Consider the following 24,947-nt stretch of genomic DNA (forward strand, 5'->3'; position numbering starts at 1 on the left):
GACAATTAGAACAAGCTTTACAGAGCCAAGGAATCACTCTGGCACAGATCATTCAGGCCGTCATGGTATTAACCGGATCCGGACAACTGTCACTAGTGCAGGAAGAAAATGAAATTAGTCGAGCTAAAAAGTATACCGATAAGTTGAATCAATTTCTTTTAAGAAAATCGGCAAGTTCTGGAGATGTTGCGTGTTTGGCGAGCCCAGTGACGGGTGGCGGCATCGCGGTAGGACGCTTTCAGCAGCTATTGTTGCTCGCAATGAGTAAGGGAAAGAAGAATATCGATGAGTGTGTGCAATTTGCTTGGCAGATACTGGCGGGGCAAGGCCAAAGAATAATTAAGCAAGGAAAAACGCTAGAGACGGATCAAGAGAATATTCAAGAATTAAAAGAACAAGCAGAAAAATTGTTTGCAAAACAACTATCCATACTTAAAGCATTACAGATAATCTGATCGGGTCGATTGCAGTGCGATTCATTACTAAAATTTGATGAGTGTCTTATTCACGAACACACTAAAGCGATTTCGGTATTTAATTGCTGGCATACAAGTAATGGATCTTGGGCTTGCGTGATCGGGCGGCCGATTACTAAGTAGCTTGCTCCATTCATAATGGCTTGTGTAGGAGTGGTAATGCGTTTCTGATCGTCGCCGCACGCATCAATTGGTCTGATTCCCGGAGTAACCAAACAAAAATTATTGCCTACTATTTGTCGAAGCTGTGCTACTTCGAGTGCGGAACACACAACGCCATCGAGTCCGCAATCACTTGCGAGTCGCGCCAGGCGTTCGACATTCTGTTGCGGAGTTCCTTGCAAGCCAATGTCATTTAAATCACTCTGATCCATGCTGGTTAGCAAAGTGACTGCAATCAACCGGGTATGCGAGTCTGGAATGGCTTCCCGTGCCGCCATCATCATTTTCCGCCCGCCTAATGCATGAATATTAACCATCCACACACCGAGGTTGGTTGCGGCTTTACATGCTTGTGCAACGGTATTGGGAATATCGTGAAATTTTAAATCAAGAAAAACGTCGTATTTTTTTGAAACGAGTTTTTCAATAAATCGAGGACCTGCTGTAGTGAAAAGTTCTTTTCCAACTTTCAAACGGCATAGCTGCGGTTCTAGTTTGTTAACCAACTGCCATGCAACAGATTCGCTCGAAAAATCCAGCGCAACAATGATGCGAGGCTCAGGCATTTACTCAGAAGGGATTGTGAGTTCAGTCAGAATGACAACGGCATCGAACAACGATCGCAGCGATTATTGAGCCTAATGCGAAGAAAATCAACAAAGCGACACTCAAAGGAAGTTCTATTGATTTGTCGAAATAATATTGCAACATGATAGGTTGCGAGTTATTGGAAGCAAAGATCGCAAGTACCACAAAGACAAAAATACGGGAAAGCCAGGTAATCAGTTTCATCATGATGAGAATAGTCCGTACAAATTATTAATGATGATACAAACAAGCGCTATAAATTATTGATCCAAAAAATTATCACGAGAAATTGCTTAATTCTATCTGCAATATCCCGTGATGAATAAAAATTATTTTTGGTTTTTAAAATCAACGCGTTCACGCATTTCTTTACCTGCCTTAAAATGCGGAACATATTTTTCAGGCACTTTGACTTTCTCGCCAGATTTAGGATTACGACCGATGCGCGGCGGCCGATAATTGAGATCAAAGCTTCCAAAACCACGAATTTCAATACGTTCGCCCTTAGCTAAGCTTTTGGCCATTGCATCAATAATCGTTTTAACGGAAAGTTCGGCATCCTTAGTTACTAGCTGCGGAAAACGTGCTGCAAGTCGAGAAATCAATTCAGATTTTGTCATGAAAATTCCTTATTGCTCAGTACTTTTACTGTCCATTTTAGCTTTTAAGAGTGCGCCCAAACTGGTTGTCCCAGCATTTGTCGGTGTTTTAATTTTTTGCATGGCGCTGGTTTCGTCTGACTTATCTTTTGCTTTGATTGATAAATTAATCGTTCGATTTTTGCGATCAACGTTAATAATCATGGTTTCGACTTTATCGCCTTCCTTCAAATGAGTCCGGATGTCTTCGACTCGATCTCGCGAAACCTCAGAAGCGCGTAAGTATCCTTCCACATCATCGGTTAATGCGATAACAGCTCCTTTGGCATCAATGGACTTAACCGTGCCTTCAATAATGCTGTTTTTATCGTGTTCCGCAACAAAGCTGGTAAATGGATCGCCTTCCATTTGCTTAATACCTAACGAAATGCGCTCTCTCTCAACGTCGATCGATAAAATCATTGCTTCAACTTCATCGCCTTTTTTGTAATTCAGAACCGCTTCTTCCCCAGGCTGATTCCAGGATAGATCGGATAAGTGCACCAGGCCATCAATATTTCCTGGAAGCCCTATGAATACACCGAAGTCGGTAATCGATTTGATCTGTCCGCGAACTTTGTCGCCTTTTTCATGTGCTGCGGCAAATTCTTCCCAAGGGTTCGGTTGACACTGTTTCATACCTAAGGAGATGCGGCGGCGTTCCTCGTCAATTTCCAGAATCATGACTTCAACTTCGTCTCCGAGCTGCACAATCTTGGACGGATAAACATTCTTGTTGGTCCAATCCATTTCGGATACGTGCACCAGACCTTCGATACCTTGTTCAATTTCGATGAATGCACCGTAGTCGGTTAAGTTGGTAACTTTTCCAAATAAGCGAGTACGCGCTGGGTAACGGCGTGATAATCCAACCCACGGATCCTCGGTGAGTTGTTTCATGCCCAATGATACGCGATTTTTTTCTTGATCAAATTTGAGGACTTTGGCAGTGACTTCGTCACCGATGGTGACAACTTCGGAAGGATGTTTTACGCGGCGCCATGCCAAATCGGTAATGTGTAATAGGCCATCGATACCGCCCAGATCCACAAACGCGCCATAATCAGTGATATTCTTAACGATTCCATGAACGACAGCGCCTTCTTGCAGATTGGATAGTAAGGTTTCTCGATCTGCACCCTGTGTCGCTTCCAAGACTGCCCGACGCGAAACGACCACGTTGTTACGCTTCCGGTCCAATTTAATAACTTTGAACTCCATTTCCTTATTTTCATAAGGAGTGGTATCTTTCACGGGCCGTATATCGACAAGCGAGCCTGGCAAAAACGCGCGGATACCATTGATCATGGCGGTTAAGCCGCCCTTCACCTTGCCATTGACCATTCCGGTTACAATTTTTCCGCTTTCCATGGCTTCTTCCAAATCATGCCACGCAGTGAGGCGTTTTGCTTTATCGCGGGACAGGCGCGTTTCTCCAAAGCCGTCTTCGAGCGACTCGATGGCGACACTGATAAAATCGCCGGGTTTTACTTCAATTTCGCCGCGATCATTTTTGAATTCTTCAACCGGAATAAAGCTTTCTGATTTAAGACCTGCATTGACCACAACGATATTGTAATCAACACGAACCACCTCGGCTGTAATGACTTCGCCGATGCGCATTTCTTGGCGTGATAGGCTTTCTTCAAAGAGTTCAGCAAAACTTTCGGGGGATTTCTGGGTAGCAAGGGAAGCATTAGTCATTCTTAAGATACCTAATAAAACAATCCTACTGGAAAAAATATCCAGCGGGCTGGGTTAGTTAATAAATGCTTAACACAAAAAATACTCATCTTTAGAAAGAATGAAGCATTTTGTATTCAAGCGCTGGTTTTTGCACAGATTTCATTATACCAGGTGAGAACGCTGTCTTGTGCCTGAGATATAGTTAGTGATGAAGTATCAAGCAATCGTGCATCAGTACATTGCTGTAAAGGCGCAATACTGCGATTGCTATCGCGTTCATCCCGTTCTATGATATCTTGCAAGAGGTCGGCAATATTAGCACTTATTCCTTTCTCTATCAACTGGTTATGACGCCTTTGTGCGCGAATTTCAGCGCTTGCGGTTAGAAAGATCTTAAGATTGGCATCGGGGAAGATAACCGATCCCATGTCCCGGCCATCCGTTACAAGCCCGGGAAGCTGCCGAAATGCTCTCTGGCGCTCAATCAATGCAGCCCGAACCTGTGAGTGAGCTGCCAATTTTGATGCCAAGTTCCCGCATTGTTCCGAGCGAATGTCATCGGTAACAATTTTTCCATCCAGATAAATTTGATTATCCTTAAAAACGGTATTCAATTTTCTGGCAATATCAGTAAGCTGAGCAATATTGTCAATATCGATGCAGGATTGTAGCGTTCTTAATGCGACTAAGCGATAAAGTGCGCCACTATCCAGATAGTGAAATCCCAGCTTCCGGGCTACCAACTGAGCGATGGTTCCTTTGCCGGATGCGGATGGGCCATCAATGGTAATGACGGGGATAGTATGAATGTTCATTCAGTAGTTTCGAGTATCAAACGGGTTGTCAGGGAAGTTAGTTTTCTATGTCACTTGGTGAGTGATGAACAAGTTGCGAGAATATCTCAAAATAGTCCGGGAAAGTTTTTGCAACACAATCGGGATCGTTGATGCGTACAGGCACTCCTAAGGAAGCAAGCGAGAAACACATCGCCATGCGATGATCGTCATAGGTATCGATGGAGGCATTCGGTGTTAATCCCTGAGCGGGCGGCGATATGCGTAGATAATCCGCTCCTTCTTCAACTTCGGCACCCAATTTACGGAGTTCGGTAGCCATAGCTGCCAGTCGATCCGTTTCTTTGAGGCGCCAGCTAGCGATATTGTATAATACCGTTGTGCCTTCGGCGAATAAAGCAGTAACTGCCAGCGTCATGGCAGCATCCGGTATGTGGTTACAATCGAGCTCGATGGCGTGTAGAGACTTTCCGCCACTCGTTTCGCCTCCACTTGCTTCAATCCAATGTTCGCCCATTGAAATTTTTGCTCCCATCATTTCAAGCGCTGCTGCAAATCGGATATCGCCTTGCACGCTATCGCGTCCCACTCCATGAACGCGAATCGGTCCGCGCCCAATTGCACCTGCTGCGAGGAAATAAGAGGCGGAAGAAGCATCTCCTTCGACGTTGATCTGGCCAGGACTACGATAAGTTTGATGCGGTGGAATGATGAATTGCTGCCAATCATGTTGCTTAACTTCAACACCGAACCGCCGCATCTGGGCCAGTGTTAATTCAATATAGGGTTTTGAAATTAAATTGCCCGATACATCAATGATGGATTGTTTTCCAGTTAGCGGTAAGGCCATCAGTAGGCCCGTTAGAAATTGACTGGAAACATTACCATTGACACTGACAGTGAGAATTTCATCCCGGTTTTGCGTGTTGGCCGGTTTGATTTCCAAGGGAGGATAACCGGGATTACCCAGGTAGGTGATATTTGCACCGATTTGCCGTAGCGCGTCGACCAGGTCTGCAATGGGCCGTTCATGCATACGTGATACACCGGATAACTGGTAGTGGCCTTGCATCAGGGATAGCACCGCGACCAATGGACGAAAAGCAGTGCCGGCGTTTCCAAGAAATAGATCAGCTTTGGTAACGGGAAATATGCCGCTTCTTCCAACCACACAATAGTCATTGTCGGGTGTTTGTGTAATGATGATTCCTAATTTGGAAAGCGCATCGAGCATGCGTGCAGTGTCATCAGAAGCCAATAAATCATGGATATGCGTGGTGCCTTTCGCTAATGCAGCAAGCAGTAGAATTCGATTGGAGATGCTTTTAGAGCCTGGCAGCTTGACGATGCCGCGTGCTTCTTTTGAAAATGGAAGATCTAGCCATTTCATAGTTTTTCGAGTATCAAAATTAGCAAATGATATCCCATAAAAAATATTTCTAGCGTAATTTTGTATTGATGTATCAGAAACGTAATTTTGTAGCGATCCCAGAGATGGGGAAAAAATCTTTATTAGACTATACAGTTTAGGGTAATCTATCTCTATCATGTTGCTATTTGATGGTCGATGAGCGAATGAGGTGGCTCAGTTTGAGGCTATCGCGTGTAGCTTATTACTTTGCTTATAATAAGTTTTTTAAAAGTGGTTATTTATTGTGAAAGAGGTTAGCGAATGGAAGATGCAGAAATTGCTTTAATGTTTTCTTTGCTGGTTATTCCGGTTGCCATCTGGTTGCAGCTGTGGGTAAAACGGCGTAGAGAGGATCGGAGAAACTCCCTGGGGGAAGAGGAATTTGAAAATACAGCACGTGCGTTTTTTTCTATCATCCTGGAAGGTGCTGCAATTATAGGCGGACTTATCATGATTATCATGGGTTCGAGTGGTGTAATCAAATACATCCTTAATTTTTACAGTTAGATGTTTAAACGAATGGCAATTATCGGGGAGAGTTTTTGATCCCCCTTGATAGTTGCCATGAATTTAAAAAGACGCCGATAATCCAGAAATTAATAGCTTCATGTCCTTCGCGTCATTGCTTTTTTGCATCTTACTTAATGAATTCTAAGCTAAGAAGTGGTTTGACGTACTGTTTTGGTTTTTGATGTCTTGGTTTTGGGTTTTGCATCCGTGGTTTTTTTAGGGGTTCTTTGCTCAAATTCAAACCCAATTTTTCCATCAGCAGCTCTGATCAAATATGCAGAAAAAGGTCTGCCTTTTTTGGAAATAAATCGCGTCAATAAATCGGTTTTCCCCGTTTCCAGTAATTTCGAAATTTGTTCGCGCTCAATCGGGCGTTCCAGAATAATTTTTCCGGTTTTAAAGCTACAAGTCTTGTTTGCGCCAACCGCTTTTTCACAAACATAATGCAACCCGTGTTCATAAACCGCATGGCCGCATTTGGGGCATTTCCCTAGAGAGGTTTGATTGCTAAAGTCGATCTCTTCTTGACTGTCATCATTGTTGCCGAAATCAAATTTCATTTCAAAATTTTCAGTCAATCGGATGATTGCGTTAAACGGTTGCCCCATTTTGCTCCGGAAGCCCTGAAGCGGTCCTACTGCGTGCTGGGTGATCAGGGTTTCCATTTCATCGACCTCAAATTGACGGCCCGCGAGTATTTTCCAGAGCGCAAAATCACAGGACTGGCACTGGAATTTTTTGTAAGTTTCATGCACATGGCCGCCACATTTGGGGCAAGGTGTCTTCAATATCGAGAAATCTCCCGATATGGTTTCGCCGCGATGGCTTTTGGCCTGTTCTACAATATGCTTCGTCATCTCGGCAATTTTTTCCATGAATGAGCTACGCTTCAGATGGCCTTGCTCAATCTGGCGCAACTGGAATTCCCAGTTTCCTGTCAATTCCGGAGAAATCAATTCAGGGATCTTCAGGCCTCGTAATAACGTGATCAGGGAAAAAGCCTTAGCAGTGGGGTGAAGCTCCCGGCCTTCACGTTGAATGTAGTTTTCCAGGACAAGTCCCTCAATAATGGCGGCCCGAGTAGCCGGAGTTCCCAGTCCTTTTGCACTCATAGCTGCGCGTAATTCCTCGTCTTCAACGAATTTTCCGGCACCTTCCATAGCTGAAAGCAATGTGGCTTCAGTAAACCGCGCGGGGGGGCGGGTTTGATGATCGACAATCTTGATGTCTTCGGTAACTACCGTTGTTTCGCCCGGTTTTATCGCAACCAGCGAGACATTTTCTTCCTGATTATCTGATTGAGCCAATTTTCCATAAACCGATTGCCAACCGGGATTGACCAATACTTTTCCCTCGGTTTTAAATGGTTCCATTTCAACTCGCGTAATTCGAGTGGTTAGCAGATATTCGGCGGCAGGGAAGAAAATAGCCAGAAAGCGCTTCATCACTAAATCATACAGCTTCGCTTCCGCTTCGTTCAATTTTGTGGAAGTAAGAGCGGTTGGAATAATGGCGAAGTGATCGGAGATCTTGCTGTTGTTGAAGATCCGTTTATTAGGAACGACCCAATTGGATGCGAGAATTTGTTGGGAAAACTTTCCATATTCGGTATTGCTAAGATGTTGCAAAGTATCTTTAACAGTAGCGATATAATCTTCCGGCAGCGCGCGCGAATCTGTACGCGGATATGTCAATACTTTATGCTTTTCGTATAAAGCTTGTGCTAGTCCAAGCGTTGTTTTGGCGGAAAAACCGAAGCGGCCATTGGCTTCCCGCTGTAAGCTCGTTAAGTCATAGAGTAAAGGGCATATTTCTTTGCTTGGTTTGCTTTCCTCGCTAACCGTTCCTGGCTTTCCCATGCATTTGTCGCGGATGGCTTCTGCTTTCGGCTGTTCCCACAATCGCTCGGGCTTCAGCTCTTGATTGGCAGCGTTTTTGTTGAATTTCTCGTCAAACCACCTGCCTGTGTAACTACCGGTGGTTGTTGCAAAAGTGGCATGAACTTCCCAGTATTTTTGCGAGTGGAATTTCTTGATTTTCTCTTCACGTTCAACGAGGATAGCCAGTGTCGGAGTTTGTACACGCCCGACCGTGGTTTTATGAAATCCACCTTCTTGAGAGTTAAAAGCCGTCATGGCACGTGTGCCATTTATTCCGACTAACCAGTCTGACTCTGAACGGCTAACAGCTGCTTCTGCTAAAGACTGCACCGCAGTGTTATCTAATAATTTGGTAAATCCTCCACGTATTGCATCCGGTGTCATTGATTGCAACCACAATCGCTTGATAGGTTTATTGGATTCTGCATGACGTAGGATATAGTAAAAAATCAGTTCACCTTCACGTCCTGCATCGCATGCGTTGATAAGCATATCCACATCTTTACGTTTGATCAGTTTATTTAATAATGTCAAACGAGAAGATGTTTTTTCGATCGGACTTAAGGCGAAATGAGGGGGAATAACCGGAAGGTTTGCAAAACTCCATTTTCCGCGTTTGACTTCGTATTCCTTAGGAATGACCAGTTCGAGCAAATGGCCGATCGCCGAAGATATGACATATTGATCATTTTCGAAGTAGTCCGTGTGCTTGGTAAAGCCGCCTAGCGCTTTTGCAATATCTGCTGCAACAGAAGGTTTTTCGGCAATAATTAATGACTTACCCATGAATGATCTGGAAGGAAATGTTGATTGATCCCAATCTTTGGTATCGATAGGATAATGCAGGTAGATATCTGTTTCTATTTAAGGTCGCAAGCATGTTCAAAACGTAAATAAACTTTCGTTAGCCCGGTATGGGAAGGATTATTACCTGAGATCTTAGTGCCGGTAATGAGAGTCGCTCACAATCAATAATTTTTCCAAAATAGTATCGTCGGTGAGCTGATTTTGAATCCACAATTCAGTCAAAACTATCAGCTTAATTTTTTCTAAACTGGAGGAATCCTCATCCATCGCCAACACTCGATCAATCAGCAACTCACGCTGCAATGGATTGATAATGCCGGTTTGCTCGAGGAAAAAGATAAATCCACGTCCTTCGGTGTCGATTCGTTCTATTTCGTGTTCCGTGTAACAACGAAAAGAATCGTTTTCAGCGAAACTTGCGGGATAATTGCCAATATCATGGCGCTCCAATTCTGAAAGCCAGTTCAGCGTTTCGCTAATATCCTCATCTGCGAATCCGGCCATGGCGAGTTTTCGCGTCAGTGTGGCAGAGTCAGGATAACTTCCTGAATCAAAATAATTTTCAAATAAATAAACAAGTATGTCGAACATAATAGTACGTTGTAGATTGCAGGAATTTTTCAAATCAATGCAGCGAGTTGTCAACAAAATATTATTGAATCCGTTGATAACATCCTCCCGGTAAACTGCTAACCCGGCCATCAAGCTCAAGCGTCAATAGCATGGCTGATACAACTTCAGCCGTCAAGCCGCTGCGTGCGCACAAGGTGTCAATGTCAACGGTATCATAACCAAGGTGTTCAAGTAATACCGTATCTCCGGACGATTCTACTGGATCGGGTGTTTTTCTTCCGATGTTATTTCCATCGCGAACCACTGCAAGAAAATTTAATTCGTCCAGAATGTCCTGGGTATTCTCGACCAGCTTCGCGCCTTGCTTAATTAATGCGTGACATCCTTTGGAGAGCGGCGAATGGATGGAGCCAGGGATGGCCATTATTTCCCGGCCTTGTTCCAGTGCTTGACGTGCCGTAATCAGAGAGCCGCTTTGCAAAGCCGCTTCAACGACAAGACAACCCTGGCTCATGCCGCTGATGATACGGTTTCTCCGCGGAAAATTTCTGCCTATCGCAGGCGTGCCCAATGGAAATTCTGAGATCAATGCGCCTTCCTTTGCCAATCTGTGAGCGAGCGGGTGGTTTTTTGCCGGATAAACAATATCCAATCCGGTGCCGACGACTGCGATACTGGCCGCTGTACCGCGTAAACCGCCTTGATGGGCGGCTGTGTCAATGCCTAAAGCCATGCCGCTGATAATGCAAAGTCCGGCGTTGCTGCTTGCTTCAGAAAACGCTTCTGCATTCGATAAACCTTGTGGTGTTGCGTTACGGCTACCCACCACCGCTAAGGCCGGGAACTGCAATAATTCTCGCCTGCCTTTAAAGTACAGCAACGGGGGCGGATCCGTGATATTCAGTAACTGTGATGGATAATCCGTATCGGCCAGGGTGATGATTGCATTAGTCGGATCTTCCAGCCATTTCAGGACATCGGTTATCTTATTGCGATCAGCGCCTTGCTTAATGCGTGCTGCAATGGTTTTTTTTACAAGACGTTCTAACGCAATAATAGGCGCTGAAAGTATTGCGGCAGGATTGCCAAAAGCAACCAGAAGTCTCCGAATGGATTCTCCACCGACCCCATCAATCAGAGTCAAGCTTAACCATGATTCGATATCTGCTGCCTGTTTCATGATGGGTAACTTCAGGGAGTTCTAACGGCATCCAATATTCTGATGGGCTGTGTGCTTTGTACGACTAAAGCATAAGCGACTTTATCGAAGACACGGAAAACAAATACCAATCCAGCTCTTTCATCCGGTAATTGAAGTGTTTCTCCTCTAAGAGATTTAGCTTGATTTTTTTGATAAATAGCAAGTACATGTCCCATTTCCAGGCCGTGCGATTCGCCTTTATTTAAGGTAACGATGTCGCCTCGCCCGATTTCGGTAACACCACCATACACCGAGATAATTCTTCCTTTAATCATGAAGTCCGGTGCATGTGGTACATAGTTGTTGTATATCGTGTCGGGTGCAGGAACCAAGCGATCGCCTTTCAGGATTTCTTCCGCGGCACGAGTGATTGTCATCGTGCTGATAGTGTCGAAAACCTCGACTTTGGCATTTCCCAGATAAATCGCTTCATATCCGAGAATCAACCCTTTCTGATCGGGGTCTTTTAATGCTTTTCCGGGGCGGAAAACTTGCCATGTCATACCTTTATCTTTAGGAAGTCCATGGATGTAGGCTTTACTGCCAGTCGTTAAAGCGAGATGGCCTTCACTTGCACTCAACACATAGGGTGCATTGGTAAGACTGTCTTTTTCTATGACGAGAGGTTGGCTCAAAAAAGGCTCAATGGCGGTTGCCGGGATACTGGAAATCGCGGCTGTACTCGACTGTTCGTTACGTATTCTTGGAGAAAGTTTTACGGTTCTGATACCTTCGGCATCTTCTGCAAGGCGTAATCGAGCTCCCGAAAGTGTTGTTTCTAAGAGAATGATGTCGCCGGGGTAGATTTTGTGCGGATTTTTTACTTGTTCACGATTAAAACCCCAGACCTCGGGCCAGCGCCAAGGGTCTTTAAGAAATTTCGAGGCGATACTCCACAGAGTATCGCCGGGCACAACAACATATCGACTGGGTGAATCGTTGCGCAGAATGATATCGTTCGCGTTTGCAGTAGCGATATTAAGCAAGTTTAGAAGAAAAATCGTAGCTATAATAAGCTTTTGCATGGATGATCCCGGTGGCTGGTTTAAAGGGTGCAGAATAACCCGCAAATGATACGGTCTAAATGTATAACTGAGTTTACTGAACTATACAATTTTTTATGGCTATTCTTAAAATATTACAATATCCCGACGACAGGCTGCATAAAAAAGCAGTTCCCGTTACACGAGTTACTGACAAGACCCGTTTGCTTATCAACGATATGACGGAAACGATGTATGCTGCACCCGGTATAGGATTGGCGGCTACACAAGTAGACGTGCATGAACAAGTCATTGTGATAGACGTCTCAGAAAATAGAGATCAATTATTAGTGTTGATTAATCCTGAAATTATTGCAAGCAGCGGTTTTTCGGATTATGAGGAAGGCTGCCTGTCGGTTCCGGGGATTTATGGCAAAGTAAATCGCGCTGAATCGGTGACTGTCAGGGCTCTAAATACGCAAAACGAATCGTTCGTTTTGGAAGCGGATGGCTTGCTGGCGGTATGTATTCAGCATGAGATGGATCATTTGGCGGGAAAAGTGTTTGTTGAGTACTGGTCAAGACTTAAGCAGACACGGACATTGGCGAAATTGAAGAAAAAACAGCGTAGCACGATGTAACAGCATATTCACAGAAAACGAGCCAAAATTTCTCGTTAACGTTTAATGTGATCGATCACGTTCTCTACTGTAACAACGCAACTCCGGCTATCTCGCTATCAAGTTATTTTTTGTGAATATGAAAATCATCTTTGCTGGAACCCCTATATTTGCTGCTGCAGCATTGGATGCACTGATTCATGCGGGCCATGAAATTGTGATGGTATTAACGCAACCGGATCGGCCCGCGGGCAGAGGCATGCAAATGACCGCAAGTGCTGTTAAGCAGCTTGCGCAGCAACATCATCTTCCGGTGTTGCAACCTCCATCGCTTAAAAGCGACGAGATACAAATGCAATTGCAATCCATGAACGCGGATGTCATGGTAGTGGCGGCCTATGGATTGATTTTGCCACAAGCGGTTCTTGATATTCCTCGATTGGGTTGCTTGAATATTCATGCATCCCTATTGCCGCGCTGGAGAGGTGCTGCACCGATTCAGCGAGCTATTTTGGCGGGTGATCATGAAACCGGTATTACCATTATGCAAATGGATGCAGGGCTCGATACCGGCGACATGTTATTGAAACACGCAATTGCAATTGCGCCGGACGATACCACGCAGTCTCTCCACGATAAATTAAGCTTGGCGGGCGGGCGGAGCATCGTCGAAACTTTGCAATTGCTGCAGCAATGCAAACTGACACCTATTCCTCAAGATGAGAGCCAAGCGAGCTATGCAGCTAAGATTGTCAAATCCGAAGCGGAAATCGATTGGTGCCAAACAGCGCAACAAGCCGGTCGAATGGTACGCGCGTTTAATCCAAGTCCCGGTGCGTATACTTTTTTTCGAAACAATCTTTTGAAAATTTGGCAAGCTTCAGTAATCCTTGAAGGAACAGGCAGACCGGGTGAGATTGTCGCATTAGGTGCGGACGGCATCGTGGTGGCTTGCGGCTCGGGTTTGCTGCGAATAGAAATAGTGCAGAAATCCGGTGGCAAAAGGATCGCCGCCGCAGACTTTCTTGCGGGCAACCAGGTGATACCGGGTGAGTATCTGATTACCACCGGTTGCTCCGTATCCGCGCATGATTAAAACGCAACTGGCTGCAGCATCCGTCGTTGGCAAGGTATTGTCCGGGGCGAGTCTGACGGATAGCTTGCTGAATCTCTGGCGTGCTGACCCAACATTATCAAGACAACAAAAAGGTGCCATTCAGGATTTCAGTTATGGTGTGCTGCGTTTTTACGGGCAGTTGCAGGCTATCCTAAATCGTTTGCTAAAAAAACCACTTCATGATAAATGTTTAATCCATCTTTTATTGGTCAGTTTATATCAGTTGCATTACAGCAAGGCGCAACCTTATGTCATCGTTGACCAAGCGGTTTCGGCTTCACGGCATCTAGCTGCGGGAAAAGGGATGCAAGGATTGGTGAATGCGGTGCTGCGTAATTTTATCCGGCAACGGGAGTACTTGGTGGCACAAGCGGCGGCAGGCGATATCGGACGTTATTCGCACCCGCAATGGTGGATCGACAAATTACGCCAGCAGTATCCCCATAACTTTCAGGCTATTTTGGAGGCTAGTAATCAACGTCCGCCCATGACTCTGAGGGTCAATCAGCGCAAAATTCCGGCAACGGAGTATTGTCAGCTGTTGGTGGAAAATGCGATACCGGCGCAATGGCTTGGATCCAATACTTTACTATTGGAGCGGCCATTAGTGGTGGAGCAATTACCTGGTTTTGCGGAAGGTTGGGTGAGTATTCAGGACGCCGGCGCTCAGTTAGCGGCATCGTTCCTGGATATAAAAGATGGAATGCGAGTGCTGGATGCTTGCGCCGCTCCCGGAGGAAAGAGCATGCATCTGCTTGAATCGGCGAATATATTACTAACGATTCTGGACAATGATTCCTCAAGGCTTGAACAGGTTCGGCAGAATCTTGACCGTTTGCAGTTGACAGCTGAGCATTTAGTCTGTGGAGACGCTGCAAATCCGAATGCCTGGTGGGATGGGCGGCGATACGACCGGATATTGGCGGATGTGCCATGTTCCGCATCGGGTGTTGTGCGTCGTCATCCGGATATCAAATGGTTGCGCCGGGAAAATGATCTGGCCAAGTTTGCAAGAATGCAACAATCGATTTTGAATGCGTTGTGGAAAATTTTAAATAAGGATGGTAAGTTGCTTTATGTAACCTGCTCAATTTTTACTGAAGAAAATGCCATGCAGATCGAGAGGTTTCTTGAGTCTCATTCTGATGCGCGGCGGCTACCGTTAAATGATGAAACTCTAGTCAATGGCCAATTGTTACCTAATATTCGACATGATGGTTTTTTTTATGCGTTGCTGCAAAAAAACTGATGCTTGCCTAAAGAGGAGGATGTCACATATTGTTTGGCTGTTAATGCCATTGTTGCTGATACTTCCGATGACCGTGGTTCAAGCGGAAGGCATCCAAATCAAATCCTTCAGCTTGGTGGCGACTGACAAGGGTTATGAAATGGGTTTTGACTCTGAAATTATGTTGAATGCGACTTTGGAACAAGCGCTCGAGAAAGGCATTGTGCTTTATTTTGTGACGAAATTCAGTTTGATTGACTCCCGCTGGTATTGGTTGAATGATGAAGTTGCGCGCAGTAAGTATCGAGTGGGACTGCGTTATTACGCACTGACACGGCAATATCATCTAAATACCCCTTTACTTTCGCATAGTTATAACTCATTGAGAGAAGCTTTACAGGCATTGGGACAATTGCGGGCTTATCCGGTCGATGTTAAATCAGAATTGAAATGGGATGCGGATTATTTTGCATCGTTACGAATATGGCTTGACTTGACGCGCATGCCTAAACCATTCCAGGTTGAAGCGCTTGGATCCAATCAATGGAATTTGAGTTCTGAAAAATTGGAATGGCGTATGAAGCTACCGGCCCCGGAGCAGCCTTTTTACTTAAAGGTTCAGTAATGAAATACGTGCTGATTGTGGGAGCAGGACTCGGAGCCGTAATGCTTTTCCTGTTAGCCACAGCCGGCGCCAATACCGAGTTTTTTGAGCGGAAATACCGCTTATTGCTGGGCATAAATATCGCATTTGTATTATTTCTCATGGTGATCGTGGGATTTTTGTTATGGCGGTTTAGGCGAAGGCTTAAGTCGGGGGTTTTCGGTTCCAGATTGGCGCTTCGTTTAATGCTGATTTTCTCACTGATGGCGATACTTCCCGGTGCTTTGGTTTATACCGTATCAGTTCAATTTCTCGAGAAGAGCATCGAGTCCTGGTTCGATGTTAAAGTTGATCGTGCATTGGAAGGCGGTTTGAATCTTGGACATACCATGCTCGAGAACTTACTGGCCGAGCTAAAAAAGAAAGCGCAAGCAACGGCATTGGCTTTGACCGAATCTTCCAATTCATCGCTGTTGGTGCTGAACGAGCTATTATTGCAATCGCAGGTGGAGGAAGCTACGTTGTTCAATCAGGACGGCAAGGTAATCGCTTTTTCCAGTGACAGCAATTCGGCATTGTTTCCGGATGTGCCCAGTGCAGCGGTTATGCGCCATATCAGAATTCAGAAAGCTTATAGTGCAATTGAATCAGTACCCGATAAGGGTTTGTATCTTCGTGTTGTTTCTCCGGTGAATGTATTGAGTCTGGAAGAAGATATCCGGATGCTGCAGTTGTTACAGCCAGTGCCGCGGCAATTAGCCAAGGATGCTGAACGTGTGCAAGCAGGTTATCAGGACTATCAAGAGCTTTCTTTATCCCGGCAAGGGTTAACCCGATTGTATAGTGTTACGTTGACGCTGGCGTTGTTGCTATCTTTGTTCTCGGCATTAGCGTCAGCATCGCTGTTAAGTGAGAAGTTAAGTTCACCGCTTGGCATGCTGGCGGAAGGTACGCGCGCGATCGCGCAAGGCGATTATAGTCGCCGTCATCTGGTTCAAAGTAGCGATGAACTGGGTGTGCTGACGGAATCGTTTAACCTGATGACGCAACAACTCGAGGAAGCGCGAGCAGCGGCGCAGCATAACCAGCACGCGGTTGAAAGCGCGCGTGCGCATTTGGAAAGCATTCTGGCAAATCTCTCTTCCGGGGTATTGGTGTTTGATGAGCAATTGATTTTGTCAAAAGCGAATCGAAGCGCGGAAAAAATATTGCAAGTGCCTTTAATCAGTCTGGATGGTTCGATTATCGAAGGATGTGTTGGTAAAGAACCGCGGCTTGATGCGCTGGTTGCGGAAATCAGGGAAGGATTTAATTCCGAAGAACTAGGTGTTTGGCAGCGACAGCTAACGCGCTCAGACGATGGCAACAATCAGGTTTTGCTTCTAAGAGGTACTCGATTACCCAAGATATCGGGCGGCGGCGGTGTGGTGGTTTTTGATGACATTACCAATCTGCTGCAAGTGCAGCGTGCTGTCGCTTGGGGAGAAGTGGCCCGCCGGCTCGCTCACGAAATTAAGAATCCTTTAACGCCGATTCAGCTTTCCGCCGAGCGGGTACAGCATAAATTGATTCATAAACTCAGCGAGGAAGATGCGAAAATACTGAGCCGTTCTACTGAGACGATCGTCAATCAAGTAGAAGCACTCAAAAGGATGGTCAATGAGTTTAGCCAGTATGCACGTGTTCCTGAACTGGAGTTGCGTCAGCTTGATTTCAATCGGCTTGTGCGGGAAGTGTTATCGCTCTATGAAACCGCGAGTATGGCCTCGGAAAATAGTAGGCATATACAGATTAAGCAAGAGCTGACCGAAGACTTGCCGGCGGTTAAAGGGGATTCGGCGCAGTTGCGGCAAGTGCTGCATAATTTATTGCAGAACGCGCAAGATGCATTGCTTGATGCGCCGGAGCCATTGATAACAGTGAGAACTGAAATGGTGCACGGCGGGGTGCAATTAAGCGTGCGGGATAACGGCTGTGGTTTTTCCGATGAAATCAAAGCCCGGGTATTTGAGCCCTATGTAACCACTAAGCCTAAGGGAACCGGCTTGGGGTTACCGATCATTAAGAAAATCGTTGAGGAGCATGAGGGATTGATTCATATTGAAAACATCAAACCGCACGGTGCGCAGATTTCAATTATTCTACCAACGGTAGAAAAAAACCAAGTAATTGGAAACAATAATAAATTGGCGCATGGTTAGAAAGAGAATAACTTGCTAGAAGTAGAAACGATCAATGAGATCATTGCATTCGGGAATTTTCGATACTGAGAATGTGAATTTACGGGTGATCGTGAAATTTGACAGTTAAAGATAAGCTGGTTAGATTCCGGGTGCGGAGAAATTGTAAATGATAACTAACAATACAATACTGATTGTTGATGACGAAATAGGCATACGCGAACTGTTGTCCGAAATTTTGCGTGATGAAGGTTACCGGGTGGCATTGGCGGAAAATGCAGAGCAAGCACGGATATGGAGGAGCCAAGCGCGTCCGGATCTGGTGTTATTAGATATATGGATGCCCGATACCGATGGTATTACCTTGCTTAAAGAATGGGCGAGTAACGGGTTGCTGACGATGCCGGTGATCATGATGTCGGGACACGGAACCATAGATACCGCGGTTGAAGCAACGCGGATTGGTGCGTTTGGTTATTTGGAAAAACCGATTCCGCTGCAGAAATTGCTTAGCACCGTCAGTAAAGCATTGCGAGGCGGGCAAAACAAACAGCAATCGGCGCTTTCCCTTGCCAGTTTGGGTAAAGGGCCTTTGATTGCCGATCTCAGAAAAAGGCTGGAACAAGTTGCCAATTTAAAATCGCCCGTACTGCTTATGGGAGAACCGGGAGTGGGAGCTGAAATATGCGCCCGGTTTCTACACCGGTCGAATACTCCGTGGGTGGAGCCCGAAACCCTGGCATCGCTAGCTGAATCGCCCTTGGATTTATTGGAGCTGGCACGAGGCGGTTTGCTTTTTCTAAAAGACGTCGGTGAAATTAGCAAGCTGGCGCAAAAAGGTCTGCTGTTAGTGCTGAGCAAACTGGATAAATACAATGTACGGTTAATTTGCGCGACATCTCAGCCGTTGGCGGAGTTGACTGCGCAAGGCGCTTATCATCCTAAGTTATACGAAGTTTTGAGTAGTTTAAGTATTGGTATTCCTGCGCTGAGAACGCATCGGGAGGATATTCCCGAATTGGCCAGCCAAATTTTATCGCGTTTCGTGGAATCGGGTGAAGCACCCTCAGCATTGCAGTTTAGTACCGCGGCGCTTAATTGTCTGCGGAATTATGATTGGCCTGGCAATCTGACGCAGCTGACGGGTGTGGTGCACTCTTTAGCATTGACATGTTCTGGAGATGAAATTTCGGCGGAAGCTGTGCAACAAGCGATGGTTTTTCCAGAATCATCTTCCACATCGGTCGCACCTGAAATTCCCTTGGATTTATCACTGCGAGAAGCCCGGGATTTGTTTGAGAAAACATATTTTGAAAGGCTGATTGATCAAGAAAATGGCAACATGACACGTGTTGCTGAGCGTGCCGGACTCGAAAGGACCCATCTGTACCGGAAAATTAAATTGCTGGGCATCAAATTGCGCGGTAATTGATTCCATCAAGGAATTAGCCTGTTACACGAATTGCTTTTACGTGTAATTTGCTTGTCGATAGTTGTGATCTCCCCTCTCTTAAGCGATAATACGCGTTTTTTAGATTGTTTTTTGAAAATATTAGGGAGTTAGCATTGATGGGGACATTTAAGGATTTTGACGCGCCGGTATTTAAGGACTTGACCAGTGCGATACGCGCATTGGCGATGGATGCCGTGCAAAAAGCCAATTCCGGTCACCCCGGAATGCCAATGGGAATGGCTGAAATTGCAGAGGTGCTGTGGATTCATCACCTGCGTCATAATCCTGGCAATCCGCAATGGGTTGATCGCGATCGTTTTATTTTATCAAACGGCCATGGATCCATGCTGATCTATGCACTGCTGCATCTTACGGGTTACGATCTGCCGATGGAAGAAATCAAGAAGTTCCGGCAGTTTCATTCTAAAACACCAGGACATCCGGAATATGGGTATACCCCAGGTGTAGAGACCACGACGGGACCTCTCGGACAAGGTATTACCAATGCGGTGGGAATGGCGCTCGCGGAAAAAGTGCTGGCCGCCGAGTTTAATCGGCCTGGATACAATATTGTAGACCACAATACTTATGTTTTTCTTGGCGACGGTTGCTTAATGGAAGGTATTTCTCATGAAGCATGCTCGTTGGCGGGAACACTGGGTTTGGGTAAATTGATTTGTTTTTACGATGACAATGGCATTTCCATTGATGGTCATGTTGAAGGCTGGTTTACCGATGATACGCCGAAGCGTTTTGAATCTTACGGATGGCATGTGGTGCCTGACGTTAAGGGTCACGATCCCGTAGCGATCGAAGCGGCGATTGAAGCCGCTAAGCGAGTCAATGATAAACCGACAATGATTTGCTGCAAGACGATCATTGGTATGGGATCGCCGAATATGGCCAATACCCATTCTGTTCACGGCGCGGCTCTGGGCGATGCGGAAATCGCTGCGACACGTCCGCATATTGGCTGGCATCATCCGCCATTTGAAATTCCTCAAGAAGTCTACAATGCTTGGGATGCGAAAGCGAAAGGGCAAAAGCTGGAGGCCGAATGGAATGAGAAATTTGCGGAGTATGCTGGGAAATATCCGGCAGAAGCAGCGGAATTCAAGCGCCGCATGGCTGGAGAGCTGCCAGCTGACTGGCAAGGTTATGTCGAAAATATTATCAATCAAATCAACGCTAAGGCGGAGACCATCGCTAGCCGCAAAGCTTCACAAAATGCGATTGAAGCGCTTGCACCGGTATTGCCGGAATTGATCGGCGGTTCTGCCGATCTTGCAGGTTCTAACTTGACGTTATGGTCGGGTTCCAAAGGAGTCGCCAGTGATAATGGCGGCAATTATGTGTACTACGGCGTGCGCGAATTCGGTATGAGCGCCATGATGAACGGGTTGTCATTGCATGGTGGTTTGATTCCTTACGGCGCGACCTTCCTGATGTTCTCGGAATATGCTCGCAACGCATTACGCATGGCCGCATTGATGAAGATCCGCAATATTTTTGTTTTTACGCACGATTCCATCGGTTTGGGCGAAGATGGTCCGACGCACCAACCGGTCGAACAAACGGCGACGTTGCGTTACATTCCGAACATGGATGTGTGGCGTCCCTGTGACACGGTGGAATCCGCTGTTTCGTGGGCGCGTGCGATTGAACGTAAGAACGGTCCTTCAACATTGATTTTCAGCCGCCAGAACTTGCCGTTCCAGAAACGCGATGCGGCAACCATCAAGCTGATCGATAAAGGCGGCTATGTATTGTCGGAAGCAAGTAATGGCAAACCGCAGGCCATATTGATCGCAACCGGTTCCGAAGTCGGATTGGCGATGAATGCTCAGAAAGCATTGGCTGATGAAGGTATTTTTGTGCGCGTGGTATCGATGCCATGTACCAATGTATTTGACCGTCAGGAACCATCGTATAAAGCCGGTGTCTTGCCGAAGGGCGTTAAATGTGTCGCCATCGAAGCGGGTGTTACCGACTTCTGGCGTAAATATGTCGGCCTGGACGGTGCAGTGGTTGGTATTGATACCTTTGGTGAATCGGCGCCGGCGGATGTGCTGTTCAAACATTTCGGTTTCACTGTCGAGAATGTCGTCAAAACAGTTAAGAACATTCTCTGAATCAAATAACGTTTAAAGCACAAGAGGTTATATTTTTGCTCAAGTGCATAGGTTTTTTTATTTAAGGAGCATAGAATGACAATAAAAGTGGGTATCAATGGGTTTGGTCGTATCGGGCGTATGGTTTTCCGCTCGGCCGTGCAGAATTTTAAGGATATTGAAATCGTTGCGATCAACGATTTGCTGGAGCCGGATTATCTGGCGTATATGTTAAAACATGATTCCGTGCATGGCCGTTTCCAAGGTGATGTTGCAATTGATGGTGATACTTTGGTGGTGAATGGCAAAAGAATCCGCCTGACGGCCATTAAAGACCCGGCTGAACTGAAATGGAATGAAGTGGGCGCAGAGGTTGTCATTGAATCAACCGGTTTGTTCCTGACAAAAGAAACTTGTGAAAAACATCTGGCTGCCGGCGCCAGAAAAGTCATTATGTCGGCGCCATCTAAAGACGATACACCGATGTTTGTATATGGCGTGAACGATAAATCGTATAAAGGCGAAGCGATTATTTCGAATGCTTCCTGTACTACCAATTGCTTGGCGCCGATCGCCAAAGTGTTGAACGATAAATGGGGTATCAAACGCGGTTTGATGACCACTGTTCATGCTGCAACCGCAACGCAGAAGACTGTAGACGGCCCATCCAATAAAGATTGGCGCGGTGGCCGCGGTATTCTGGAAAATATCATTCCATCCTCAACCGGAGCGGCTAAAGCAGTGGGCGTGGTAATTCCTGAACTGAACAAGAAACTGACCGGTATGGCATTCCGTGTTCCGACATCGGATGTTTCGGTTGTTGATTTGACCTGTGAATTGGAAAAAGAAGCGACCTACGACGAAATCTGCAAAGCGATGAAAGAAGCTTCTGAGAGTTCCATGAAGGGCGTACTGGGTTATACCGATCAGAAGGTGGTATCGACTGACTTTCGTGGCGAGAGCTGCACGTCGATTTTTGACGCCGAAGCAGGTATGGCATTGGACAAAAGCTTTGTCAAAGTTGTCGCATGGTACGATAACGAATGGGGTTATTCCACCAAAGTACTGGAGATGGTTCGTACCGTTGCCAAGTAATTTCGTACTTGCAGTGATGCCATCGTGATTTGTATTCTGATTGCACACTGCCTTGAATTTTAATTCATTAAGACATAAAGGGTAGCGTTTGCTATCCTTTATACTTTCTTAAAGACAAATCTGGAGTTTGCCGTGTCTGTTATTAAACTAGTTGATCTTGACCTGAAAGGTAAGCGCGTATTCATACGTGCGGATTTGAACGTGCCTGTAAAGGATGGCAAAGTAACCTCGGATGCACGTATTACCGCTTCCATGGCAACGATTAATCACTGTCTCAAGCAAGGCGCCAAAGTGATGGTGACTTCTCATTTGGGACGTCCCGAAGAAGGCGTGTGGACTGAGGAAAATTCCCTGAAACCGGTTGCTGACAATATTGCGGAGCGCCTCGGAAAACCCGTGCGTTTGATTAAGGATTGGGTGGAAGGTGGTTTCGATGTTGCAGCCGGTGAATTGGTTGTACTTGAGAATTGCCGTTTCAATAAAGGCGAGAAGAAAAACGTTGAAGAAACCGCGCAGAAATACGCAAAATTATGCGATGTTTTTGTGATGGATGCTTTTGGCACCGCGCATCGGGCGGAAGCTTCGACGCATGGTATCGCCAAATATGCGCCGACGGCTTGTGCGGGAATACTATTGACAGAAGAGCTGGATGCATTGACCAAGGCATTATTGAATCCGGCTCGCCCGATGGTGGCGATTGTTGGTGGTTCGAAAGTTTCGACCAAATTGACGGTACTCGAATCATTATCAGAAAAAGTCGATCAGTTAGTCGTGGGGGGAGGCATTGCCAATACTTTCCTGAAGGCGACGGGTAAAAATGTAGGTAAATCGCTGTGTGAAGATGATCTGGTTCCGACGGCTAAAACGCTCATGGAAAAAATGGCGAAACGTAATGCATCGATTCCGATCGCGGTTGATGTGGTGGTAGGCAAGAAATTCGATGCAAATGAGCCTGCGGTATTGAAAGACGCCGGTAATGTCGCCGACGACGACATGATTTTCGATATCGGTCCGAAAAGTGCGCAGGAGCTGGTGGATATCATCATGAGAGCGGGAACGGTGGTGTGGAATGGTCCTGTGGGCGTATTTGAATTTGACCAATTTGGCGCCGGTACTGAGAAAATTGCTCGGGCTATCGCTGAAACGAAGGCTTTTACGTTGGCTGGCGGTGGTGATACCATTGCGGCAATTCAGAAGTACGATATCTATGACAAAGTTTCTTATATCTCAACAGCGGGTGGTGCATTCCTCGAATTCCTGGAAGGCAAGAAGCTGCCTGCGGTAGAAATTTTGGAAATGCGCGCTAAATAATTCTCAAGAAGACAATGATTCGAAGAACGAAAATCGTAGCGACACTGGGGCCTGCCTGCAGCAATCCCAAAATACTGGAACGCATGATCCGCGCCGGAGTCGATGTTGTTCGGATCAACTTCTCCCATGGCACTCGGGAACAGCATATAGAATTTGCAGAAATGACACGTTCGATTGCACGAGCAGCCGGTGTTACGGTGGGCGTATTGGCCGATTTGCAAGGACCGAAGATTCGAGTCGGCAAATTTGAGCACGGTAAAATCCGGCTGGAAGTGGGGGATCAATTTATTCTGGATGCCACTTGTGAACTTGGAAATCAGGAAAGAGTCGGTCTCGATTATAAGGAATTACCGAACGATTTGGAGACCGGCGCCACGTTGATGCTGGATGACGGCCGTATCGTGCTGGGTGTGTCGCACGTGAAAGGACATCAAGTATTTTGCGTGGTCGAGCAAGGCGGAATACTGTCGAACAATAAAGGTATTAACCGCAAGGGCGGTGGATTGGGCGCTCCGGCGTTGACCAGTAAAGATTTGGAAGATATCAAAACCGCCGCGGAGTTTGGTGCAGACTACTTGGCCGTATCGTTCGTCCGTTCCGGTGACGATATCCGGCAAGCGCGCTCATTGCTGCAAGAAGCGGGTGGAAATGGCATGGTTATGGCGAAGATCGAACGCTCGGAAGCGATCTTGGCATTGGACGATATCCTCGATGCTTCCGACGCGATCATGGTCGCTCGTGGCGATTTGGCGGTGGAGGTCGGCGATGCCGCAGTTCCTGCGTTGCAGAAGCGAATGATCCGCTCGGCGCGGGCTAATAACAAAACCGTCATAACGGCAACGCAAATGATGGAATCCATGATTACCAATCCGATTCCCACACGCGCCGAGGTGTCGGACGTAGCCAATGCGGTGCTGGATGGCACCGATGCGGTCATGCTTTCGGCAGAATCCGCCGCCGGAGAATATCCGGTTGAAGCGGTTGAAGCGATGGCCAGGGTGTGTCTGGAGGCGGAGAAAGAATACCTGGTCAGCGTCGACCGGCGCATGCAAAATGTCAATCCGGCTTCCATTGAGGAAGCAATTGCCAGGGCGACCATGTATACCGCAGGTGGTCTGCATGTTCGCGCGATCGCTGCGCTGACACAAAGTGGCGTAACGGCGTTGCTGATGTCGCGCAGAAGTTCCAAAGTACCCATTTTTGCACTGAGTCCGAATGAGGTGACTCGCCGTCGCGTTACCTTGTTTCGTGGCGTTTATCCGGTGGAATTCGGCGAAGGATTGAATGATCCGGAAGAGATTCTGAATCTGGCCGAGCAAGAGTTACTTAACCGCGGGGTGGTGCGCAATGGCGATATCATGGTAATGACCATTGGTGAACCGGTCGGTAAAACCGGCGGTACCAATACCATGAAGATTATCAAAGTCGGTGAATGGAAAACAAGGCAAGGCCTTGATCCGGCGTGAGTTATCGGATGCACTGGAGTCTGGATTGATGCGTACGAGAAAAAGAATCAAGC

General features: G+C 46.4%; 21 protein-coding genes and 1 pseudogene. 12 read left to right on the forward strand and 10 right to left on the reverse strand.

The annotated features are described in order from the left end of the window. Positions 1–455, forward strand: a pseudogene (locus KF839_RS11105) (methyltransferase); the annotation flags it as partial. Positions 456–505: 50 nt separating this feature from the next. Here the strand turns inward: KF839_RS11105 and pyrF are convergent. The 6 genes from pyrF to aroA all read right to left on the reverse strand — a co-directional run bounded on the left by pyrF (position 506) and on the right by aroA (position 5,734). Beyond that, positions 506–1,204, reverse strand: coding sequence for an orotidine-5'-phosphate decarboxylase (gene pyrF / locus KF839_RS11110; protein WP_292917912.1), 699 nt, complete (start codon positions 1,202–1,204; stop codon positions 506–508). Positions 1,205–1,226: 22 nt separating this feature from the next. Then, positions 1,227–1,433, reverse strand: a complete 207-nt coding sequence (locus KF839_RS11115; RefSeq protein ID WP_323802066.1) for a LapA family protein — start codon at positions 1,431–1,433, stop codon at positions 1,227–1,229. Between the two features lie 122 nt (positions 1,434–1,555). Next, positions 1,556–1,846: an integration host factor subunit beta gene (locus tag KF839_RS11120; protein ID WP_292917914.1), complete on the reverse strand. Its 291-nt coding sequence runs from the start codon at positions 1,844–1,846 to the stop codon at positions 1,556–1,558. A 9-nt stretch (positions 1,847–1,855) separates the two neighbouring features. Next, the gene (gene rpsA / locus KF839_RS11125; protein WP_292917915.1) at positions 1,856–3,568 is read right to left on the reverse strand and encodes a 30S ribosomal protein S1; all 1,713 of its coding nucleotides are present in this window, start codon (positions 3,566–3,568) and stop codon (positions 1,856–1,858) included. Positions 3,569–3,684: 116 nt separating this feature from the next. Next, a complete protein-coding gene (cmk, locus tag KF839_RS11130) occupies positions 3,685–4,365 on the reverse strand; it encodes a (d)CMP kinase (RefSeq protein ID WP_292917916.1) in 681 nt (226 codons plus the stop codon). A 37-nt stretch (positions 4,366–4,402) separates the two neighbouring features. Continuing rightward, a complete protein-coding gene (aroA, locus tag KF839_RS11135; protein ID WP_292917917.1) occupies positions 4,403–5,734 on the reverse strand; it encodes a 3-phosphoshikimate 1-carboxyvinyltransferase in 1,332 nt (443 codons plus the stop codon). 282 nt (positions 5,735–6,016) lie between these two features. Between aroA and KF839_RS11140 the strand changes: the two genes are divergently transcribed. Further along, positions 6,017–6,262: a hypothetical protein gene (locus KF839_RS11140; RefSeq protein WP_292917918.1), complete on the forward strand. Its 246-nt coding sequence runs from the start codon at positions 6,017–6,019 to the stop codon at positions 6,260–6,262. Between the two features lie 149 nt (positions 6,263–6,411). Here the strand turns inward: KF839_RS11140 and KF839_RS11145 are convergent, their stop codons facing one another. The 4 genes from KF839_RS11145 to KF839_RS11160 form a co-directional block, all read right to left on the reverse strand. Continuing rightward, a complete protein-coding gene (locus tag KF839_RS11145) occupies positions 6,412–8,931 on the reverse strand; it encodes a DNA topoisomerase III (RefSeq protein WP_292917919.1) in 2,520 nt (839 codons plus the stop codon). A 153-nt stretch (positions 8,932–9,084) separates the two neighbouring features. Then, positions 9,085–9,543, reverse strand: coding sequence for a Smg family protein (locus KF839_RS11150; RefSeq protein WP_292917920.1), 459 nt, complete (start codon positions 9,541–9,543; stop codon positions 9,085–9,087). A gap of 61 nt (positions 9,544–9,604) precedes the next feature. Continuing rightward, the gene (dprA, locus tag KF839_RS11155) at positions 9,605–10,705 is read right to left on the reverse strand and encodes a DNA-processing protein DprA (RefSeq protein WP_292917921.1); all 1,101 of its coding nucleotides are present in this window, start codon (positions 10,703–10,705) and stop codon (positions 9,605–9,607) included. A gap of 11 nt (positions 10,706–10,716) precedes the next feature. Next, positions 10,717–11,751: a LysM peptidoglycan-binding domain-containing protein gene (locus KF839_RS11160; protein WP_292917922.1), complete on the reverse strand. Its 1,035-nt coding sequence runs from the start codon at positions 11,749–11,751 to the stop codon at positions 10,717–10,719. Between the two features lie 95 nt (positions 11,752–11,846). Here KF839_RS11160 and def point away from each other — a divergent pair, with 95 nt between their 5' ends. The 10 genes from def to pyk all read left to right on the forward strand — a co-directional run bounded on the left by def (position 11,847) and on the right by pyk (position 24,894). Continuing rightward, on the forward strand, positions 11,847–12,350 hold the full coding sequence (gene def, locus KF839_RS11165; protein ID WP_292917923.1) for a peptide deformylase: 504 nt from the start codon (positions 11,847–11,849) through the stop codon (positions 12,348–12,350). Positions 12,351–12,468: 118 nt separating this feature from the next. Next, positions 12,469–13,425, forward strand: a complete 957-nt coding sequence (gene fmt, locus KF839_RS11170; RefSeq protein ID WP_292917924.1) for a methionyl-tRNA formyltransferase — start codon at positions 12,469–12,471, stop codon at positions 13,423–13,425. Next, entirely contained in the window at positions 13,418–14,695 is a 1,278-nt protein-coding gene (gene rsmB, locus KF839_RS11175; RefSeq protein ID WP_292917925.1) for a 16S rRNA (cytosine(967)-C(5))-methyltransferase RsmB, read from the forward strand. Before fmt ends, rsmB begins: the two co-directional genes overlap by 8 nt. Positions 14,696–14,714: 19 nt before the next feature. Then, on the forward strand, positions 14,715–15,299 hold the full coding sequence (locus tag KF839_RS11180; RefSeq protein ID WP_292917926.1) for a DUF4390 domain-containing protein: 585 nt from the start codon (positions 14,715–14,717) through the stop codon (positions 15,297–15,299). Then, entirely contained in the window at positions 15,299–17,479 is a 2,181-nt protein-coding gene (locus KF839_RS11185) for a sensor histidine kinase (RefSeq protein WP_292917927.1), read from the forward strand. The genes KF839_RS11180 and KF839_RS11185 overlap by 1 nt, the downstream gene beginning before the upstream one ends. Before the next feature lie 148 nt (positions 17,480–17,627). Beyond that, a complete protein-coding gene (locus tag KF839_RS11190) occupies positions 17,628–18,890 on the forward strand; it encodes a sigma-54-dependent transcriptional regulator (protein ID WP_292917928.1) in 1,263 nt (420 codons plus the stop codon). 137 nt (positions 18,891–19,027) lie between these two features. Further along, the gene (tkt, locus tag KF839_RS11195) at positions 19,028–21,043 is read left to right on the forward strand and encodes a transketolase (protein ID WP_292917929.1); all 2,016 of its coding nucleotides are present in this window, start codon (positions 19,028–19,030) and stop codon (positions 21,041–21,043) included. 75 nt (positions 21,044–21,118) lie between these two features. Then, complete coding sequence (gap, locus tag KF839_RS11200; protein WP_292917930.1) at positions 21,119–22,117, forward strand: type I glyceraldehyde-3-phosphate dehydrogenase; 999 nt, start codon at positions 21,119–21,121, stop codon at positions 22,115–22,117. Positions 22,118–22,249: 132 nt separating this feature from the next. After that, a complete protein-coding gene (locus tag KF839_RS11205; RefSeq protein WP_292917931.1) occupies positions 22,250–23,428 on the forward strand; it encodes a phosphoglycerate kinase in 1,179 nt (392 codons plus the stop codon). A gap of 14 nt (positions 23,429–23,442) precedes the next feature. Beyond that, positions 23,443–24,894, forward strand: coding sequence for a pyruvate kinase (gene pyk, locus KF839_RS11210; protein ID WP_292917932.1), 1,452 nt, complete (start codon positions 23,443–23,445; stop codon positions 24,892–24,894). Positions 24,895–24,947 lie beyond the last annotated feature (53 nt).

Origin of the sequence: Nitrosomonas sp. (assembly GCF_019635155.1) — a bacterium.
In the GTDB taxonomy this organism is placed as follows: domain Bacteria; phylum Pseudomonadota; class Gammaproteobacteria; order Burkholderiales; family Nitrosomonadaceae; genus Nitrosomonas.

Excerpts from the sequence above, each read along its gene's own strand:
- pyrF (WP_292917912.1), bottom strand. The coding sequence starts at position 1,204 with ATGCCTGAGCCTCGCATCATTGTTGCGCTGGATTTTTCGAGCGAATCT.
- KF839_RS11115 (WP_323802066.1), bottom strand. The coding sequence starts at position 1,433 with ATGATGAAACTGATTACCTGGCTTTCCCGTATTTTTGTCTTTGTGGTA.
- KF839_RS11120 (WP_292917914.1), bottom strand. The coding sequence starts at position 1,846 with ATGACAAAATCTGAATTGATTTCTCGACTTGCAGCACGTTTTCCGCAG.
- rpsA (WP_292917915.1), bottom strand. The coding sequence starts at position 3,568 with ATGACTAATGCTTCCCTTGCTACCCAGAAATCCCCCGAAAGTTTTGCT.
- cmk (WP_292917916.1), bottom strand. The coding sequence starts at position 4,365 with ATGAACATTCATACTATCCCCGTCATTACCATTGATGGCCCATCCGCA.
- aroA (WP_292917917.1), bottom strand. The coding sequence starts at position 5,734 with ATGAAATGGCTAGATCTTCCATTTTCAAAAGAAGCACGCGGCATCGTC.
- KF839_RS11140 (WP_292917918.1), top strand. The coding sequence starts at position 6,017 with ATGGAAGATGCAGAAATTGCTTTAATGTTTTCTTTGCTGGTTATTCCG.
- KF839_RS11145 (WP_292917919.1), bottom strand. The coding sequence starts at position 8,931 with ATGGGTAAGTCATTAATTATTGCCGAAAAACCTTCTGTTGCAGCAGAT.
- KF839_RS11150 (WP_292917920.1), bottom strand. The coding sequence starts at position 9,543 with ATGTTCGACATACTTGTTTATTTATTTGAAAATTATTTTGATTCAGGA.
- dprA (WP_292917921.1), bottom strand. The coding sequence starts at position 10,705 with ATGAAACAGGCAGCAGATATCGAATCATGGTTAAGCTTGACTCTGATT.
- KF839_RS11160 (WP_292917922.1), bottom strand. The coding sequence starts at position 11,751 with ATGCAAAAGCTTATTATAGCTACGATTTTTCTTCTAAACTTGCTTAAT.
- def (WP_292917923.1), top strand. The coding sequence starts at position 11,847 with ATGGCTATTCTTAAAATATTACAATATCCCGACGACAGGCTGCATAAA.
- fmt (WP_292917924.1), top strand. The coding sequence starts at position 12,469 with ATGAAAATCATCTTTGCTGGAACCCCTATATTTGCTGCTGCAGCATTG.
- rsmB (WP_292917925.1), top strand. The coding sequence starts at position 13,418 with ATGATTAAAACGCAACTGGCTGCAGCATCCGTCGTTGGCAAGGTATTG.
- KF839_RS11180 (WP_292917926.1), top strand. The coding sequence starts at position 14,715 with ATGTCACATATTGTTTGGCTGTTAATGCCATTGTTGCTGATACTTCCG.
- KF839_RS11185 (WP_292917927.1), top strand. The coding sequence starts at position 15,299 with ATGAAATACGTGCTGATTGTGGGAGCAGGACTCGGAGCCGTAATGCTT.
- KF839_RS11190 (WP_292917928.1), top strand. The coding sequence starts at position 17,628 with ATGATAACTAACAATACAATACTGATTGTTGATGACGAAATAGGCATA.
- tkt (WP_292917929.1), top strand. The coding sequence starts at position 19,028 with ATGGGGACATTTAAGGATTTTGACGCGCCGGTATTTAAGGACTTGACC.
- gap (WP_292917930.1), top strand. The coding sequence starts at position 21,119 with ATGACAATAAAAGTGGGTATCAATGGGTTTGGTCGTATCGGGCGTATG.
- pyk (WP_292917932.1), top strand. The coding sequence starts at position 23,443 with ATGATTCGAAGAACGAAAATCGTAGCGACACTGGGGCCTGCCTGCAGC.